The organism is Exiguobacterium sp. Helios (genome assembly GCF_014524545.1).
Lineage (GTDB): Bacteria > Bacillota > Bacilli > Exiguobacteriales > Exiguobacteriaceae > Exiguobacterium_A.
This window is the reverse complement of record NZ_CP053557.1, coordinates 244,832-264,110: the sequence shown is the minus strand read 5'-3', so window position 1 is coordinate 264,110 and position 19,279 is coordinate 244,832. Positions and strand designations below refer to the sequence as shown.

Annotated in this window: 11 protein-coding genes and 3 rRNA genes; 3 read left to right on the top strand and 11 right to left on the bottom strand. The window is 48.0% G+C overall.

The annotated features are described in order from the left end of the window. Positions 1-28 precede the first annotated feature (28 nt). From guaB to dnaA, 11 genes are all read right to left on the bottom strand, one after another. Entirely contained in the window at positions 29-1,495 is a 1,467-nt protein-coding gene (guaB, locus tag HNY42_RS01335; protein ID WP_188004965.1) for an IMP dehydrogenase, read from the bottom strand. 155 nt (positions 1,496-1,650) lie between these two features. Further along, positions 1,651-1,766: ribosomal RNA gene (gene rrf / locus HNY42_RS01330) — 5S ribosomal RNA — on the bottom strand. A 48-nt stretch (positions 1,767-1,814) separates the two neighbouring features. Continuing rightward, positions 1,815-4,729 (bottom strand): 23S ribosomal RNA (locus HNY42_RS01325). Positions 4,730-4,894: 165 nt separating this feature from the next. Continuing rightward, positions 4,895-6,456 (bottom strand): 16S ribosomal RNA (locus HNY42_RS01320). The 16S, 23S and 5S rRNA genes sit together here, the layout of an rRNA operon. Before the next feature lie 360 nt (positions 6,457-6,816). Further along, on the bottom strand, positions 6,817-7,863 hold the full coding sequence (locus HNY42_RS01315) for an HD-GYP domain-containing protein (protein WP_188004964.1): 1,047 nt from the start codon (positions 7,861-7,863) through the stop codon (positions 6,817-6,819). A 95-nt stretch (positions 7,864-7,958) separates the two neighbouring features. After that, positions 7,959-10,619, bottom strand: coding sequence for a DNA gyrase subunit A (gene gyrA / locus HNY42_RS01310; RefSeq protein WP_188004963.1), 2,661 nt, complete (start codon positions 10,617-10,619; stop codon positions 7,959-7,961). Positions 10,620-10,646: 27 nt separating this feature from the next. After that, positions 10,647-12,560, bottom strand: a complete 1,914-nt coding sequence (gene gyrB / locus HNY42_RS01305; RefSeq protein ID WP_200868725.1) for a DNA topoisomerase (ATP-hydrolyzing) subunit B — start codon at positions 12,558-12,560, stop codon at positions 10,647-10,649. Positions 12,561-12,570: 10 nt separating this feature from the next. After that, positions 12,571-13,725, bottom strand: a complete 1,155-nt coding sequence (gene recF / locus HNY42_RS01300) for a DNA replication/repair protein RecF (protein ID WP_131973588.1) — start codon at positions 13,723-13,725, stop codon at positions 12,571-12,573. A gap of 1 nt (position 13,726) precedes the next feature. After that, the gene (gene yaaA / locus HNY42_RS01295) at positions 13,727-13,948 is read right to left on the bottom strand and encodes a S4 domain-containing protein YaaA (RefSeq protein ID WP_012368917.1); all 222 of its coding nucleotides are present in this window, start codon (positions 13,946-13,948) and stop codon (positions 13,727-13,729) included. A 140-nt stretch (positions 13,949-14,088) separates the two neighbouring features. Continuing rightward, on the bottom strand, positions 14,089-15,222 hold the full coding sequence (gene dnaN, locus HNY42_RS01290; protein ID WP_012368916.1) for a DNA polymerase III subunit beta: 1,134 nt from the start codon (positions 15,220-15,222) through the stop codon (positions 14,089-14,091). A 186-nt stretch (positions 15,223-15,408) separates the two neighbouring features. Further along, on the bottom strand, positions 15,409-16,803 hold the full coding sequence (gene dnaA / locus HNY42_RS01285) for a chromosomal replication initiator protein DnaA (RefSeq protein WP_188004962.1): 1,395 nt from the start codon (positions 16,801-16,803) through the stop codon (positions 15,409-15,411). 746 nt (positions 16,804-17,549) lie between these two features. Between dnaA and rpmH the strand changes: the two genes are divergently transcribed. The 3 genes from rpmH (at position 17,550) to yidC (ending at position 19,160) form a co-directional block, all read left to right on the top strand. After that, positions 17,550-17,684, top strand: a complete 135-nt coding sequence (rpmH, locus tag HNY42_RS01280; RefSeq protein WP_012371910.1) for a 50S ribosomal protein L34 — start codon at positions 17,550-17,552, stop codon at positions 17,682-17,684. Between the two features lie 168 nt (positions 17,685-17,852). Beyond that, complete coding sequence (gene rnpA, locus HNY42_RS01275) at positions 17,853-18,203, top strand: ribonuclease P protein component (RefSeq protein WP_012371909.1); 351 nt, start codon at positions 17,853-17,855, stop codon at positions 18,201-18,203. Between the two features lie 102 nt (positions 18,204-18,305). Beyond that, positions 18,306-19,160 carry a membrane protein insertase YidC gene (yidC, locus tag HNY42_RS01270; protein ID WP_114596777.1) on the top strand — a complete coding sequence of 285 codons (855 nt, stop codon included), beginning with the start codon at positions 18,306-18,308 and terminating at the stop codon, positions 19,158-19,160. The last annotated feature ends 119 nt before the right edge of the window (positions 19,161-19,279 follow it).

Sequence of the window (19,279 nt, the reverse complement as noted above, 5' to 3'; positions counted from 1 at the left end):
CGACCTTCATTGGCCGCAGGGTTTTGAATTATTGACGCGTATAGTTTGAAGCTTCTTTTGTAATTTGAATGTCGTGAGGATGGCTTTCCTGTAAACCTGCACCTGTCATCCGGATAAACTGTGTTTCTTCACGTAATTCTTCAAGTGAAGCAGAACCACAGTATCCCATTCCTGAACGAATGCCTCCAACGAGTTGATAAACAGAGTCACCCAGTTTACCACGATATGCCACACGACCTTCGATTCCTTCTGGAACAAACTTCTTGTCGGCTTCTTGGAAATAACGATCTTGGCTACCGCGCTTCATTGAAGCTTCCGATCCCATACCACGATACGTCTTGAATTGACGACCTTGGTAAATTTCCATTTCTCCCGGACTTTCCTCTACACCAGCAAGCAAGCTACCCAACATGACAGCATGACCACCTGCTGCGAGTGCTTTGACGATATCCCCTGAATACTTGATTCCACCATCGGCGATAATCGAGACACCGTGCTTGCGGGCTTCTGTCGCACAATCAAAGACAGCTGTAATTTGCGGAACCCCGACTCCTGCAACGACACGTGTCGTACAAATTGATCCCGGTCCGATTCCGACTTTGATGACTGAAGCACCTGCTTCAATCAAATCACGTGTCGCTTCAGCTGTCGCCACGTTTCCTGCGATGATTGGCAATTTCGGATATTCATCACGAAGTTCACGTACCTTCACGAGAACCCCTTCTGAGTGACCGTGCGCCGTATCGACGACCAATGCGTCAACTCCTGCATCTACGAGGAACTTGGCACGAACCGATGCATCTTTTGTGACACCGACAGCTGCTGCAACGAGCAGACGTCCAAATGAATCTTTTGCTGCATGTGGATATTGCTCAACTTTTTCAATATCCTTTGTTGTAATCAATCCTTTTAAAACACCGTTCTCATCAACGAGTGGCAATTTTTCAATCCGATGTTTGTGGAGAATCTGTTCTGCTTCTTCTAAAGAAGTACCGACTTTTGCTGTAACCAGTTCTTCTGTCGTCATGACGGTTTCGATGACGGTAGAGTAATCTTTTACGAAACGAAGATCACGATTCGTTAAGATACCGACCAGTTTACGCTCCGTTTCATTATTGACGATCGGAACACCGGAAATTCGGTATTTGCTCATCAAATATTCAGCATCATAGACTTGTCGTTCTGGCGTGAGATAAAAAGGATTTGTAATGACACCATTCTCAGAACGCTTAACACGATCCACATGCTCGGCTTGATCTTCCATCGACATATTCTTATGAATGACGCCGAGACCCCCTTGACGTGCCATTGCAATGGCCATTGGAGCTTCTGTTACAGTATCCATTCCAGCACTGATTAAAGGGATGTTTAATGTAATCCCTTCGCATAATGTTACTGACAAATCAACATCTCGCGGTAAGACACTTGAACGACGTGGTACGAGCAAGACGTCATCAAACGTCAAGCCTTCTTTAGCAAATTTGTTCTCCCACATGTTATCCACTCGCTTTCTCTTCTATAAAAGAATATTGATGTTATGGTAACAAGAGAGAGGTGTCATGTCAATGACTCCACCAATAATCAGAACAATCAGAAGTTTCACATAACACAAAAAGACCGACCTGCAAAATGCAGATCGGTCCTTCACTTGCCTGGCAACGTCCTATCCTCACAGGGGGAAGCCCCCAACTACTTTCGGCGTTCAAGTGCTTAACTTCCGTGTTCGGCATGGGAACGGGTGTGACCACTTGGCTATCGTCACCAGACGACGGGCTCGCGCCCTCAAAACTGAAGTCATCAACAAGATCATCTGCTAGAACAAGGCCTCGACCGATTAGTATCACTCAGCTCCGCATGTCGCCATGCTTCCACCCGTGACCTATCTACCTCATCGTCTCTGAGGGGTCTTTCTTGATTACTCAAAGGGAAATCTCATCTTGGAGGGGGCTTCATGCTTAGATGCTTTCAGCATTTATCCCGTCCGCACGTAGCTACCCAGCGATGCTCCTGGCGGAACAACTGGTACACCAGCGGTGCGTCCATCCCGGTCCTCTCGTACTAAGGACAGCTCTCCTCAAATTTCCTGCGCCCACGACGGATAGGGACCGAACTGTCTCACGACGTTCTGAACCCAGCTCGCGTACCGCTTTAATGGGCGAACAGCCCAACCCTTGGGACCTACTCCAGCCCCAGGATGCGATGAGCCGACATCGAGGTGCCAAACCTCCCCGTCGATGTGGACTCTTGGGGGAGATCAGCCTGTTATCCCCAGGGTAGCTTTTATCCGTTGAGCGATGGCCCTTCCATGCGGAACCACCGGATCACTAAGCCCGACTTTCGTCCCTGCTCGACTTGTAGGTCTCGCAGTCAAGCTCCCTTCTGCCTTTGCGCTCTACGAATGATTTCCAACCATTCTGAGGGAACCTTTGGGCGCCTCCGTTACTGTTTAGGAGGCGACCGCCCCAGTCAAACTACCCGCCTGACACGGTCCTCCAGCCGGATGACGGCTGCGAGTTAGAGACTCTATGCATGAAGGGCGGTATCCCAAGGGTGACTCCTCCGAAGCTGGCGCTCCGGTCTCGACGTCTCCCGCCTATCCTGTACATCATGCACAAAGCCTCAATATCAGGCTGTAGTAAAGCTCCATGGGGTCTTTCCGTCCTGTCGCGGGTAACCTGCATCTTCACAGGTACTATGATTTCACCGGGTCTCTCGTTGAGACAGTGCCCAAATCGTTACGCCTTTCGTGCGGGTCGGAACTTACCCGACAAGGAATTTCGCTACCTTAGGACCGTTATAGTTACGGCCGCCGTTTACTGGGGCTTCGGTTCAAAGCTTCGCTTGCGCTAACCCATCCCCTTAACCTTCCAGCACCGGGCAGGCGTCAGCCCCTATACGTCATCTTGCGATTTAGCAGAGACCTGTGTTTTTGCTAAACAGTCGTTTGGGCCTATTCACTGCGGCTCTACTCATGTAGAGCGTCCCTTCTCCCGAAGTTACGGGACCATTTTGCCGAGTTCCTTAACGAGAGTTATCCCGCGCGTCTTAGAATTCTCATCCCGCCTACCTGTGTCGGTTTACGGTACTGGCACCTTCCACCTCACTAGAGGCTTTTCTTGGCAGTGTGAAATCGTGACCTTCGTCCCTACGGGACTCCGCATCGTTCCTCGACTTTGGTGCCTGACGGATTTGCCAATCAGACGGTCTCGAAACTTACACATGCACTTCCATCCGCATGCGTCACTATCCTCCTGCGTCCCCCCATTGTTCAAACGGTGGATCGGTGGTACAGGAATATCAACCTGTTATCCATCGCCTACGCCTTTCGGCCTCGGCTTAGGTCCAGACTAACCCTGAGCGGACGAGCCTTCCTCAGGAAACCTTGGGCTTTCGACGGAGGGGATTCTCACCCCTCTTTTCGCTACTCACACCGGCATTCTCACTTCCAAACGCTCCACTGCTCCTTACGGTACAGCTTCACAGCGGTTTGGAACGCTCCCCTACCATTCCTTACGGAATCCGCAGCTTCGGTGGTATGTTTAGCCCCGTTACATTTTCGGCGCGGCGCCACTCGACTAGTGAGCTATTACGCACTCTTTGAATGGTGGCTGCTTCTAAGCCAACATCCTAGCTGTCTAGGCAGCGCCACATCCTTTTCCACTTAACATACACTTTGGGACCTTAGCTGGCGGTCTGGGCTGTTTCCCTCTTGACTACGGATCTTATCACTCGCAGTCTGACTCCCGAGTATAAGTTGCCGGCATTCGGAGTTTAACTGAATTCGGTAACCCTGTGGGGGCCCCTAGTCCAATCAGTGCTCTACCTCCGGAACTCTCAACCTCGAGGCTAGCCCTAAAGCTATTTCGGGGAGAACCAGCTATCTCCAGGTTCGATTGGCATTTCACCGCTACCCACACCTCATCCCCGCACTTTTCAACGTGCGTGGGTTCGGACCTCCAGTCAGTGTTACCTGACCTTCATCCTGGACATGGGTAGATCACCTGGTTTCGGGTCTACGACAACGCACTATGGCGCCCTATTCAGACTCGCTTTCGCTACGGCTCCGCCTCATCAGCTTAACCTCGCGCGCTATCGTAACTCGCCGGTTCATTCTACAAAAGGCACGCCATCACCCATTAACGGGCTCTGACTACTTGTAGGCATACGGTTTCAGGATCTATTTCACTCCCCTTCCGGGGTGCTTTTCACCTTTCCCTCACGGTACTGGTTCACTATCGGTCACTAGGGAGTATTTAGCCTTGGGAGATGGTCCTCCCGGATTCCGACGGGGTTTCACGTGTCCCGCCGTACTCAGGATCCACTCTGGAGGGAAAACAGTTTCAGCTACAGGGCTGTCACCTTCTTCGGCCGACCTTTCCAGGTCGTTCACCTACTGTCTTCCTTTTTGACTCCGTATAGAGTGTCCTACAACCCCGGAGAGCATGCTCTCCGGTTTGGGCTGTTCCCGTTTCGCTCGCCGCTACTCAGGGAATCGCATTTGCTTTCTCTTCCTCCGGGTACTTAGATGTTTCAGTTCCCCGGGTCTGCCTCACGCTACACTATGTATTCATGTAACATGTCCCATCCCATTACGGATGGTGGGTTCCCCCATTCGGAAATCCTCGGATCAAAGCATACTTACTGCTCCCCGAAGCATATCGCTGTTCGTCGCGTCCTTCATCGGCTCCTAGTGCCAAGGCATCCACCGTACGCCCTTCATACCTTGATCTAGCATTTTGGTATTCTAAGAACACACGTCTAATGACATGGTTATAAAAATTTGATGTCTTGTTGATGTCTTCAGTTTTCAAGGTGCGAGTGTCTCTTGCGAGACTGAGAGACGAGCTCTCAAAACTGAACGATGGGCATGTCCCGTAAGGGACGTTTTCCTTAGAAAGGAGGTGATCCAGCCGCACCTTCCGATACGGCTACCTTGTTACGACTTCACCCCAATCATCTACCCCACCTTCGACGGCTGGCTCCTTGCGGTTACCTCACCGGCTTCGGGTGTTGCAAACTCTCGTGGTGTGACGGGCGGTGTGTACAAGACCCGGGAACGTATTCACCGCAGTATGCTGACCTGCGATTACTAGCGATTCCGACTTCATGCAGGCGAGTTGCAGCCTGCAATCCGAACTGGGAACGGCTTTCTGGGATTGGCTCCACCTCGCGGTCTCGCTGCCCTTTGTACCGTCCATTGTAGCACGTGTGTAGCCCAACTCATAAGGGGCATGATGATTTGACGTCATCCCCACCTTCCTCCGGTTTGTCACCGGCAGTCTCCCTAGAGTGCCCAACTGAATGCTGGCAACTAAGGATAGGGGTTGCGCTCGTTGCGGGACTTAACCCAACATCTCACGACACGAGCTGACGACAACCATGCACCACCTGTCACCCTTGTCCCCGAAGGGAAAACTTGATCTCTCAAGCGGTCAAGGGGATGTCAAGAGTTGGTAAGGTTCTTCGCGTTGCTTCGAATTAAACCACATGCTCCACCGCTTGTGCGGGTCCCCGTCAATTCCTTTGAGTTTCAGCCTTGCGGCCGTACTCCCCAGGCGGAGTGCTTAATGCGTTAGCTTCAGCACTGAGGGGCGGAAACCCCCCAACACCTAGCACTCATCGTTTACGGCGTGGACTACCAGGGTATCTAATCCTGTTTGCTCCCCACGCTTTCGCGCCTCAGCGTCAGTTACAGACCAAAGAGTCGCCTTCGCCACTGGTGTTCCTCCACATCTCTACGCATTTCACCGCTACACATGGAATTCCACTCTTCTCTTCTGTACTCAAGCCTTCCAGTTTCCAATGACCCTCCCCGGTTGAGCCGGGGGCTTTCACATCAGACTTAAAAGGCCGCCTGCGCGCGCTTTACGCCCAATAATTCCGGACAACGCTTGCCACCTACGTATTACCGCGGCTGCTGGCACGTAGTTAGCCGTGGCTTTCTCGCAAGGTACCGTCAAGGTACGAGCATTACCTCTCGTACTTGTTCTTCCCTTACAACAGAGTTTTACGATCCGAAAACCTTCATCACTCACGCGGCGTTGCTCCATCAGACTTTCGTCCATTGTGGAAGATTCCCTACTGCTGCCTCCCGTAGGAGTCTGGGCCGTGTCTCAGTCCCAGTGTGGCCGATCACCCTCTCAGGTCGGCTATGCATCGTCGCCTTGGTGGGCCATTACCCCACCAACTAGCTAATGCACCGCAAGGCCATCCCAAGGTGACGCCGGAGCGCCTTTCATCATCAGACCATGCGGTCTGAAGAACTATTCGGTATTAGCTCCGATTTCTCGGAGTTATCCCAATCCTTGGGGCAGGTTCCTTACGTGTTACTCACCCGTCCGCCGCTCATTCCCTTCACTTCCCTCCGAAGAGTTCCGTGAGCTTCCTGCGCTCGACTTGCATGTATTAGGCACGCCGCCAGCGTTCGTCCTGAGCCAGGATCAAACTCTCCATAAAGTGTTTGACTTGCTCGTTGTGTGACCGAAGTCACATTGACGAAGCTTGCGCTTCATTTATTGTTTGTATCCGAAGATACGTTTTTTTGCCTCATCGTTCAGTTTTCAAAGTTCGTCCGCGCCTGTTTTGGCGACTCAATTAGAATACCAAGTCTGAAACAATAAGTCAACAACTTTTTGAAAGAAGTTTTTTCTTGTTTCCGGCAGTGCGCTCGTCCTCTTAAGGACAAGAAATAATATACCATGGGATTTATTATTGTACAAGTGTTTTTTTATAAAAAAAGAAAAACTCTTTTTTCCATCGAATTTATGACGAAAAAGAGAGCGTTTCTTCTATATATAGTACACATGAAGCTGGCCTTTAATCCATAAGCTGAATGATGTTCAGTTGCCGTTCCTCGATCAAGTCTTTAACAATACGCTGATTATGTTCTTCATACGTAATCACCGGGCGGTCAAATACACTATTTTTTCGGAGGACCGTTGCAATCTTCCCGTTACTCATCAAGACGCGATCACCTGATTCTATCGGTAATAATAACTGTCCAAGAAGCATGACATACTTCGAATCGTACTGCATAGGTCGCGCTTTTAAATGACAGTACGCATCATAGACCTTATAAGCTTCACGGTATGGGCGCCAACTGGTCATGGCTGCAAAGACATCCGCTACGATGAACAGTCTCGTATGATCCATGATTTTATCCCCTTTGACTTTCAAAGGATATCCGGAACCGTCCAGCCGCTCATGATGTTGAACGATCATCCGTTTCACTGTATCGGAGATGATGTTCTCTTTTTGTAAAGCTTGGAACGCCATCGCAGGATGACGGTGAAAGATTTCTTGTTGCATCGCTTCATACCGCTTTGTGTGACGCCATTCCATGATACGGGCCAATCCACAGTCCGCAAAATAGGACGCCACCCATAAATCATGAATCATCTTGCGCTCTTTTCCGGCTGCTTCCGCAAGCAATTGAGCAATCGCTCCCCGGTAAATTGCATGTCGCACGGTGTACGCTTCTGTTCCTCGCTCCAGGAAGTACGGTAAGATATCTTCCCGTCGCACCAGATCCGGCATGGATTCCTTCACCCATCTCAACGCATCATAGACATTTGGAACTAATCCTTGCTCCCAGGAAGTGAATACCTGATTGTAGGTTTCAATCAACGGATCAAATAGACTGTCTTCTGCTATCTCTTCCAGTTCCTGATCGGTCATCGATGCTTCCATCATCCCTTCAGGCCGTTCCTCGATATCTACTTCTTTAATCAAAAATCGTTTGATTCGTCGTAACTCATCTGCTCCAATCTTTTTTCCAGCTTCAACGATTGGAATATCCGTATGTAAAAACAGAGACTCGGTTATCCGGTCACCAAGAATAAGTCGCTCACTTGCCACGCGCATCGTTGTCTCGTTCCTTCCCTTGAGTGATTTTTTAGAAAAACAGCAGAGTAAAGACAAGATTGTCCCCACTCTGCTGTACATCGTTCTACTTCGTTTTATTCTTCTGTCGGCTCAGCATCGCTGTTCATCTCAGAAGTTGAAACGGTCTGTTCTTCCAAACTCGTTTCGCCTTCTTCTAATACAGCATTTTCTTCCTCGACAGCATCTTCTTTTTTCAGTTTTGCAACTGTCGCCACACGATCGCCTTCTTCGATTCGAATCACTTTGACCCCTTGTGCGTTACGTCCGACACTTGAGATGTTTTGTGAATCGGTCCGAATGACGATGCCGCTTTCCGTCATGATCATGATGTCATCATCGACATCAACAATCCGGAGCGCAACAATTTGTCCGACACGGTCTGTCACTTTACTGGCAATCAATCCTTTACCACCACGTGACTGGGTGCGGAACTCTGTCATTGGTGTCCGTTTCCCGAAACCTTTTTCCGTAATGACGAGTACATCCTGCTCATCACGGGCCAGTTCCATTCCGATGACGATAGCGTCTGCCGATAAGTTCATCGCTTTGACGCCTCGAGCACCACGTCCCATTGAGCGAACGTTCGTAATTGGGAAGCGGATAGCTTTTCCGGTATTCGAGACAGTAAAGACCTCATCTTCCGTCGAAGCAAGACGAACCGATGTCAATTCATCATCTTCAAACAGACGAATCGCAATCAATCCATTTTTATTGATCCGGGCGTAAGCAGATAACGGTGAACGTTTGACCCGACCTTTGCGTGTCATAAAGATCAACGATTTCTGTTCATCCTGCATCACTTCTTCTGCATCGAGCGCTTCTTCCGGTTCTTCAAGACTGTCCGGTGCCTCTTCCGAAGTGACTTCGACATCAATGATGTTCTCGGTCGCTTCCGCTGCCTCTTGTTCTTCAAGGTAACGTTTGAAGTTGACCGGAATCATCGTTTCGACCTTCTCATCGCGTTCGATTTGAATCAAGTTGATGATTGGTACACCTTTCGAAGTCCGGCTCATCTCCGGTACTTCATACCCGCGAATCCGGTAGACTTTTCCACGATTCGTAAAGAAGAGAATCGTATCATGTGTCGAACACGACAACAGACGGGTTACATAATCCGTATCGTTCGTGCCGATTCCTTGGACACCGCGTCCGCCACGGCGCTGCGCGCGGTACGAATCCGTCGTCAAGCGTTTGATGTAGCCGCTGCTCGTCAACGTAATGATGATATCTTTTTCCGGAATCAAATCTTCATCTTCGAATTCGATGTGGTCCATCCGAATTTCAGTCCGGCGTTGATCGTTGAAGCGTTCTTTCACTTCTTCGAGTTCTGTCCGGATTAATTCAAGCAAAACTTCATCGCTTTCGAGAATTGTTTTAAGTTCCGTAATCAATTGCATGATTTCGTCATACTCCGCATCAATCTTCTCACGTTCAAGTCCCGTTAACCGCTGCAGGCGCATATCAAGAATCGCCTGTGATTGTTTCTCGGATAAGGCAAACCGGTCCATCAACTGTTCCCGGGCAGCATCCGCTGTCCGATTGGCACGGATGATCTTGATGACTTCATCGAGATGATCAAGGGCAATCCGTAAACCAGCTAAGAGATGTTCCCGTGCTTCTGCTTTCTCGAGATCAAACTGCGTCCGGCGACGGACGATTTCTTTTTGGTGTTCGAGATAGTGATACAACATTTCTTTCAGCGTCAATGTACGCGGACGGCCACTGACGATTGCCAGCATGTTCACACCAAATGTCGTCTGCATCGACGTTTGTTTATAGAGGTTGTTAAGAATGACACTCGCGTTGGCATCACGGCGAATCTCCATGACGATACGCATACCGCGGCGATCGGATTCATCACGTAAATCAGTGATACCTTCGATTTTCTTCTCACGGACGAGATCGGCAATCTTTTCAACGAGACGGGCTTTGTTGACCTGGTACGGCAACTCCGTCACGATGATCCGTTCACGATCTTTTTTCGTCTGCTCGATTTCGGCTTTTGCCCGAACGATGATCGATCCGCGTCCGGTTTCATAAGCACGTCGGATTCCGCTGCGTCCCAAGATCTCACCGGCTGTCGGGAAATCTGGTCCTGGAATATGCTGCATCAGTTCGGAAATCGTGATGTCCGGATTATGCGACAAGGCAAGGACACCATCGATGACTTCACCGAGTTGGTGTGGCGGAATGTTCGTCGCCATCCCGACCGCAATCCCGCTCGAACCGTTGACGAGTAAGTTCGGGAAGCGGGATGGTAACACTTCCGGTTCCCGTTCCGATCCATCGTAGTTATCTTTGAAATTGACGGTATTTTTATTGATATCGCGAATGATTTCCATCGCGATTTTTGACATACGGGCTTCCGTATATCGCATGGCAGCGGCTGAATCGCCGTCGACAGAACCAAAGTTTCCGTGACCATCGACGAGTTCATACCGGTAACTGAAGTCCTGCGCCATCCGAACCATCGTGTCGTAAACAGCAGAATCACCGTGCGGGTGATACTTACCGATGACTTCACCGACGATACGGGCAGATTTCTTATGCGGTTTATCCGCGCGGATACCAAGGTCATTCATCGCATATAAAATACGACGATGACCCGGTTTTAAACCGTCACGGACATCCGGTAAAGCACGTGCGACGATAACGCTCATCGCATAATCCATGAAGGATGTACGCATTTCTTGACTGATGTTGATATCTTTAATGATCCCTTGTTGATCGGACATTCGTATGGCCACCCTCTCTATTCAACGTTAAATATCCAAGTTCTTCACATAGTGGGCGTGCGACTGGATAAAGTCACGACGTGGTTCTACCTGGTCTCCCATCAAAATGTCAAAGACCTCATCTGCTTCGATCGCGTCCTGTAATTCGACACGCAGCATTTGACGACCACTCGGATCCATCGTGGTTTCCCACAGTTGCTCCGGATCCATCTCACCGAGACCTTTATAACGCTGAATGTCGTATCGTGCGTTTTCCGGAAGTGCTGCTAATGCTTCGTTCAACTCACGTTCGTTGTGAACGTACGTGATGTTCTTGCCTTGTTTGATTCCGTAAAGCGGCGGTTGCGCAATATAGACATAACCGTGCTCGACAAGCGGACGCATGTAACGGTAGAAGAATGTCAATAACAGTGTCCGGATGTGGGCACCATCGACGTCGGCATCGGTCATGATGATGACTTTGTGATACCGGGCTTTTTCGATATTGAATTCAGAACCGATACTTGTTCCGAGCGCCGTAATGATCGTCCGGATTTCGTTACTGCCGAGAATCTTATCCAGGCGTGCTTTTTCGACGTTCAAGATTTTACCTCGAATCGGTAAGATGGCTTGGAAATGACGATCACGTCCAGATTTCGCTGAACCACCCGCCGAGTCACCCTCAACGATGTAGATTTCGGAAATCGTCGCATCACGTGATGAACAGTCGGCAAGTTTCCCTGGAAGTGAACTGACTTCAAGGACCCCTTTGCGTCGTGTTAATTCACGGGCACGTTTCGCAGCCATCCGGGCACGGGACGCCATCATTCCTTTTTCAACGATGGCACGGGCACTTGTCGGGTTCTCCATCATGAACTGTTCAAAGGCGGACGAGAACAACGTATCCGTTGCCGTCCGTGCATCCGAGTTCCCGAGTTTCGTTTTCGTCTGTCCTTCGAACTGTGGATTCGGGTGTTTGATCGAGACGATCGCTGTCATCCCTTCACGCACATCTTCCCCGGACAACGTACCGTCCGCCTCTTTCATCAGACCGAATTTTTTCGCATAGTCATTGATGACACGTGTCAAAGCCGTTTTAAAACCGGTTTCGTGTGTTCCACCTTCATGTGTCGGGATATTGTTCGTGAACGAGTAGATGTTGGCTGCAAAACCATCGTTATATTGCAATGCCACTTCGACTTCAATCCCGTCCCGGTTACCGTGAACATACACCGGTTCTTCGTGGACGACTTCTTTCGAACGGTTTAAATGCTCGACGTACGACTTGATTCCGCCTTCGTAATGGAAACTGCGCGTAATCGGTTCGTCCGCACGATCATCCGTAATCTCAATCGTCAGTCCTTTATTTAAGAATGCCAGCTCACGAAGTCGTGTCGCAAGCAGATCATAATCGTATTCGAGTGTTTCCTGGAAGATTTCATCATCCGGGAAGAAACGGATCATCGTCCCGGTTTCTTCCGACGTACCGATAATCTCTAAATCCGCAGCAGGTACACCGCGGTGATACGCCTGGTAATACAGTTTTTCATTCCGTTTGACGAAAACTTCAAGCTTCGTCGAGAGTGCGTTAACGACAGATGCCCCAACACCGTGAAGACCACCGGATACTTTGTATCCGCCGCCGCCGAATTTACCGCCGGCGTGAAGGACTGTCAGGATGACTTCGACTGCCGGACGTCCCATTTTTTCCTGGATATCGACCGGGATTCCCCGTCCGTTATCTTCAACCAGAATCGAATTACCCGGTTCAATCGTAACTTTGATCGTATCGCAATACCCTGCAAGTGCTTCATCGATCGAGTTATCGACGATTTCCCATACTAAATGGTGAAGCCCCTTCGATGCAGTCGATCCGATATACATACCCGGACGTTTCCGAACGGCTTCTAGACCTTCAAGCACCTGAATCTGATCGGCACCGTACCCTTGTTCTAATTCCATATCTTCATGATTACTCATCGGTTTTCTCACCTACTATTTCTTTGTATGATGTCTCTTCCAAAATGACGGCCCCCTGTTTCACGTGGAACAACTTCGCCTGTTTGATCGTTTCATGTGCGATTCCATCGACACTCGTGGTCGTCAGAATGGTTTGCACTTTTTGTTGCATCGTATCGAGCAAATGGGTTTGACGATGATCATCGAGCTCGGATAAGACATCGTCGAGAAGTAGCAACGGATATTCCCCCACTTCTTCATGAATCAATTCAATCTCTGCTAATTTCAAAGAGAGTGCTGCTGTCCGTTGTTGTCCTTGTGAACCATAGGTCTGGACATTCCGACCGTTGACTTCCATTTCGAAGTCATCCCGATGCGGACCGAACAGGGTCACACCTCTTCGGATTTCGTTTGTCTTTATTTTACCAAACTTCTGCACGTAAGAAGCAGTCATTCCTTCAACATCGAGCAAATCATTGCTAAATGTATCCGAACGGTAAATAAGGACGAGCTGTTCCTGTCCACGACTGATTCCTTCATGAATCGGACGTGCCCACTTTTCCAGCTGGGCAATGAAGTGATGACGGCGCTGAACGATTTTAACGGCAAGCGTAATCATCTGCTCCGTCAAGACATCGAGGAACGTCTCATCTCCACCTTTGATCGATAACTGTTTCAGCAATGCATTCCGCTGTTTGAGAACTTTTAAATACTGACTGAGTTCATGTAGATAGACCGGACTGACCTGACCAATTTCCATATCCAAAAAGCGACGTCTGATTTGTGGACTGCCTTTGACGATGTGTAAGTCTTCTGGTGCAAACAGCACGATATTCAACGCACCGACATAATCACTGAGCCGGCGCTGTTCGAGATGATTCAGCTTCGCTTTTTTACCGCGACTCGAAATCGCGATTTCCTGCGAGTGAGATCCTCTTTTTTTATGAATCCGTCCTTCGACACGAGCTGTCTCGGCATCCCACTGGATCAATTCTTTGTCATGCGTCGTCCGGTGAGACTTCGCAAGGGCAAGAACATAAATCGCTTCCAGGAGATTCGTCTTCCCTTGCGCATTCTCCCCAATCAGCACATTCGTCTTTTCGGAAAAAGATAATTCCAACGACTCATAGTTGCGATAGTGACTGAGCCGGACCGAATCTAGTCGCACGTTAGTTTCCCTCGTTCTTAATGATGAACTGACCGTAATCTTCTACGTCAATCACATCTCCATCCCGTAATTTACGACCACGTCGCTGATCGACTTCACCGTTGACAAGAATGGGTACCTCGGCGAGGAACGGTTTAGCTTGTCCACCGCTCGAGATGATATCAGAAAGTTTCAGGAACTGACCTAATGTGACATATTCTGTTGAAATCTTGATTTGATTCATGGTTTGACTCCTCCTACCTACATATTATAAATGACGTACTCTTTATTGTACTAAAAAACTTACGATTTGGCAAAATGAACGAACGTATATACGGATTTCAAAAAAAGCCCAAGGAACATAGAGGGTTCCTTGGGTATGAATCACGCTGTTCGAACAGGAAGAATCAGTTGCAGGACGTTGTCTTGGTCAACCGGATGCAGGATGAACGGTCGGATCGAACCGGTGAACTGGATTTCGATATCCGTTGCGTCGAGTGCCTTTAACGCATCCATCATATACTTCGAGTTGAACGAGATTTTCAGCTCTTCTCCTTCAAGCGATAAGATACTGACTTGTTCCGACACTTTACCGACTTCCGGTGAGTGCGAAGAAATTTCGACTGCCGTCGTGCCTTCTGCTGCGAACTTGATGACGTTGTTGCGGTCTTCCCGTGCAAGCAGTGACGCACGGTCGATTGCTTGAAGTAATTCCTTTGCATTCATGCGGACTGCTGTCCGGTACTCTTCCGGAATCAAACGGGATGTATCCGGATAGTTGCCGTCAAGCAGACGCGAGAAGAATAAGACGTGTTTCATCTTAAACAGGATCTGTTGATTCGTAATCGTAATGTCGACGTGACCATCACTAAGTAATTTGGATAATTCGTTTAAGCTTTTTCCCGGTACGATGACGTTTTGGAACGAAATCTCATTGTCCGTCTCAAACTGGGCCCGTCGTAACGCCAGTCGGTGACTGTCTGTCGAGACGCATGTCAGGATGTCCTTGTCCGCCGAGAAGTTAACACCCGTCAATACAGGACGTGTTTCCTGTACGGCGACGGCAAAGCTCGTTTGACGGATCATTGACCGTAACAAATCAGCCGGTAAACGGAACTGTTGTCCGCCGTCGACTTGCGGTAAGCGCGGGAATTCATCCGGATCAAGTCCGTTCAAGTGAAATTCTGCCGTACCTGATTGAATCCGTGTCATGAAGTTGGGTGAAACTTCAAGGATTACTTCGTCTGTGGGTAACTTCTTGACGATATCCCCAAAGAAGCGGGCATTCAAGACGACACTGCCTGCACGATGGACCGTAACATAGGAAGTACCGTTCTCTTCTGCATAGATGGTCCGTTCGATTGAGATTTCTGTATCGCTTCCTGTCAGCGTCATACCGTCTCCGTGGGCTTCGAGTTTGATTCCCGTTAAGATCGGAATCGTTGTCCGGGATGAAACAGCTTTTGCTACATCTTGAATTGCTTGGATTAAAGTATCCCGTTGAATTGTAATATGCATATTGTCGTTAAGCTCCTCTCAAAATGGGCGTTACATCATCATAACATAATAATATATTTTTTTAATAATAGTATTAGGGGCTGTGGATAGTGTGGATAAGTCGGTGGATAACTTGGTATAGAGCCAAAACGCGTGTGGATAACTTGTGGATAACTAGCCTCTTTTATCCACAGCTTATCCACAGGTTTACGAATGTTTCAATTCATGCTTAATTTGTTCGATGACTTTTCCCGTTTCTCCATCCGATTTGACAAGTGTACTGATTTTTTCGTGTGCATGAATGACGGTCGTGTGATCACGTCCCCCAAACTCCTCACCAATCTTCGGTAATGAGCTTTCTGTCATCTCCCGCGACAGGTACATGGCAATCTGGCGTGGAAAAGCAATCGACTTCGTCCGTTTTTTAGCTTTTAAGTCATCAAACGGCAGATTAAAGTGTTTACTGACCGATTCCTGAATATCACGAATCGTGACCTTGCGCGGTTCACTCGCCGGCATGATGTTATGCAACGCTTCAGCGGCAACATTCGGATCAATGGTGCGTCCGACCAGGTTGGCGTAAGCAATGACGCGGGTTAAGGCCCCTTCGAGTTCGCGAATGTTCGTATCGATCTGGCTCGCGATGTAGAGCATGACTTCATTGGAAACATCCAGTTGTTCCGCATTCGCTTTTTTACGAAGGATGGCAATTCGTGTTTCAAGATCCGGTGGTGTGATGTCTGTAATCAAACCCCACTCGAAACGGGAACGCAATCGGTCTTCAAGCGTCGGAATTTCTTTAGGTGGACGGTCACTCGAGATGATGATTTGTTTCTGATCGTTATGCAAGGCATTAAAGGTGTGGAAAAACTCTTCCTGCGTCTGTTCTTTTCCGGCGAGGAACTGAATATCATCGATTAACAGAACGTCGATGTTGCGGTATTTATTGCGGAACTGAACCGTTTTGTTATCCCGAATAGAGTTGATGAAGTCGTTCGTAAACTGTTCAGAGGAAACGTACGCGATTTTTGTCCCCAGCTTCTGGTCCTGAACATATTGACCAATCGCATGCATCAAGTGCGTTTTCCCCAGTCCGACGCCACCATAGATGAAAAGCGGATTATACGCTTTAGCCGGGGCTTCCGCTACAGCTAACGAAGCAGCGTGTGCAAAACGATTCCCCGATCCGATGACAAACGTATCGAACGTATATTTTTCATTCAACTGTCCGAGTTCACTCATGACCAAATCATCGGAGGACTTACGGGCCTTTTGTGTTTTAGTCTTCGCCGGTGCGACTTCGATCACTTCTTCTTCCTCATTTTGACGATCGAGCATATGTTTTGCCTGACCTTCCTCGATAAACTGAATATCAAGCCGGCTTCCTGTCACTTCTTCGACGGTATCTTCTAATAGAGATAAGTACTGACGTTCCAACCAGGTGACGGTAAATGCGGCTGGTGCCGAGACGATTAACGTCGTGCCGTTGAGCGTGACCCCTTCGGTAGACTTTAACCACATGTCGTAACTCGCTTTTGGGGTACGTTGTTCTTCCTCGATTACAGATAATACATTGTGCCAAAGTTCGGCAGCGTTTTTCATAAATACCCCCCTTTTTCTATCATGATATAAAAAACTATACACAGCTTTATGCACAGGACAAGGTTAATGAAGGAACACGACTTATCCCCAGAACATAAAAACTGTGGATAACGTTATCCACAGGGGCTGATTTCTGTGTATAAAGTTATCCACAGGTTGTGTATAACTTGAAGAATCAATTTGTCTTACGTTCTTGTTATGCACAATTAGTGTATCAAATGAAATGAGGTCTGGCAATGCTTAGAACGATTTATCCACAAGTAAATCCACATATACACAGGTAGTTACCCACAGGCTGTGGACAGTGTGGATAAACTGTGGATAAGGTGTGTATAACTTTTCGAAAGAGGAAGCGTTCAGAAATAGTTATGCACAAAATGAAAAAAGTGGCGTTAAAAATTATAAAAACAAACCTTGACGTTGATTTTAAAAAATACTATTGTAGACAAAGTGATGAGTTATCCACGGAAAGTGTGGATAGTGTGGATAAGTCTGTGGATAGTTTGAAAAAGGGATTGTTTGATTCGTTTTCCATTCCATCCGATCGACAAATCGTATCGTATGATATGAAACCGACTGGGGAATCCTATTTTCACGAATCCTGTCATTTTTTGCTGAAAATGCTTGTGATAATTCTTCTGAACTTTCATTGACAAGGTCACTTTTGCTTTATATAATATACAAGACTGCCTTAAAGTAGAAAACGATGATTTTTATAGAGTAATTTTTAAAGGAGGTGCAGACTAATGAAACCAACTTTCAACCCAAACAACCGTAAGCGCAAAAAAGTTCACGGATTCCGTGCGCGCATGGCAACGAAGAGTGGCCGCCGGATCTTGGCTGCTCGCCGTCTTAAAGGCCGCAAAGCCTTGACTGTATAATCGAGCGATGATGAGATCACTTCTGGCGCTGCCTGAAGTGATCTTTTTTTTGTAGTTTTAAGGGATGTTCGTGCTTTTGTCACAAGACCCCTCTCGCAGAGCGGGTTTGTTCTATGATATGATGAAAGACGACGAATTTTCGTGATGACAGGATGGAGTGTGATCAAGGTGAAGAAGGAATACCGCGTCAAGAAAGACAAGGAGTTCCAAGCGGTGTTTACTCGGGGAGCCTCTGTCGCAAATCGGCAATTTGTCGTATATGCACTAAAGAAAGAGCAGCAAACTCACTTTCGGATTGGTTTATCGGTGAGTAAGAAAATCGGGAATGCCGTTGTCCGTAACCAGGTTAAACGGTATGTACGTGAAGCATGCCAGCTTCATGAAGCCTCGCTGGCCCCGAATTATGATTTTGTGATCATCGCACGCAATCCGGCTGCGAAGATGACTGCTCAAGAAGTTGCTGACAGTTTACGCCATGTCTTTAAACGATCCGGTGTATGGAAGCGACAGGTAAAATAAACGTGTAGTATATCCTGTTGATTTGTAGCGGCCACTCGCCTGCTTCTATATATAGATAGAACTTCGAGGACCGACCACGTGTAAACATTACTAGGAGGAATTATGAACAAGAGAACTAAGATTTGGCTGACTCTCGGATTGATGTCCGTACTCGCGGTCGTTTTATCCGGTTGTACACCTGGGACATACGGAACAGGTGAACCGATTACTGGTGACACAGAAGGCTTCTGGAAACATTACTTTGTTTGGCCGATGGCTTGGCTCATTCGTGAAATTTCGCATTTCTTTAATGGGGATTACGGAATCGGAATCATCGTCACGACGTTACTTGTTCGTCTCGTCATCTTGCCGTTGATGATCAAACAAACGAAAAGTATGGGTGGTATGCAAGTTATCCAGCCAGAAATGATGAAGCTTCGTGAGAAGTACAGTTCGAAAGATCAGGAAACACAGCAGAAACTGCAACAGGAAATGATGAAGCTGTACCAAGAGCACAATGTCAATCCGCTTGCCGGCTGTTTACCGATCTTGATTCAAATGCCGATTTTGATTGCTTTCTATAACGCAATCATCTATACACCGGCAATTTTCCAACACACGTTCCTCTGGTTCGATCTTGGAAAACCGGATCCGTATTTCATCTTACCGATTTTGTCTGCTATCTTTACGTACTTGCAGCAAAAACTCTCGATGGCTGGACAAGATGATAATCCACAGATGAAAATCATGTTGTATGTCTTCCCGATCATGATCTTCGTCATGGGTGTAACGTTACCATCAGCCTTGTCGCTGTACTGGGTCGTCGGTTACATCTTCTCGATCATCGTCACGATTGCAATCATGAAGCCAATGCGTGAGAAAATCAAAGCGCAGACGGAAGCAACGATTGCTTCAAAACGCGAACAAGAAGCGGCGAACGCTGCTCCTGCTCCGAAAAAACCGAAAAAGAAACGTTAACAATAAGTGAGAGCGATACTCCGTTTTACAGAGTGTCGCTCTTTTTCTTTTGCGCTATTTCGTGTATAGTTGTCACGTTATACCCATTTAAATAGTCCTGAACATTAAATATAGAAAAG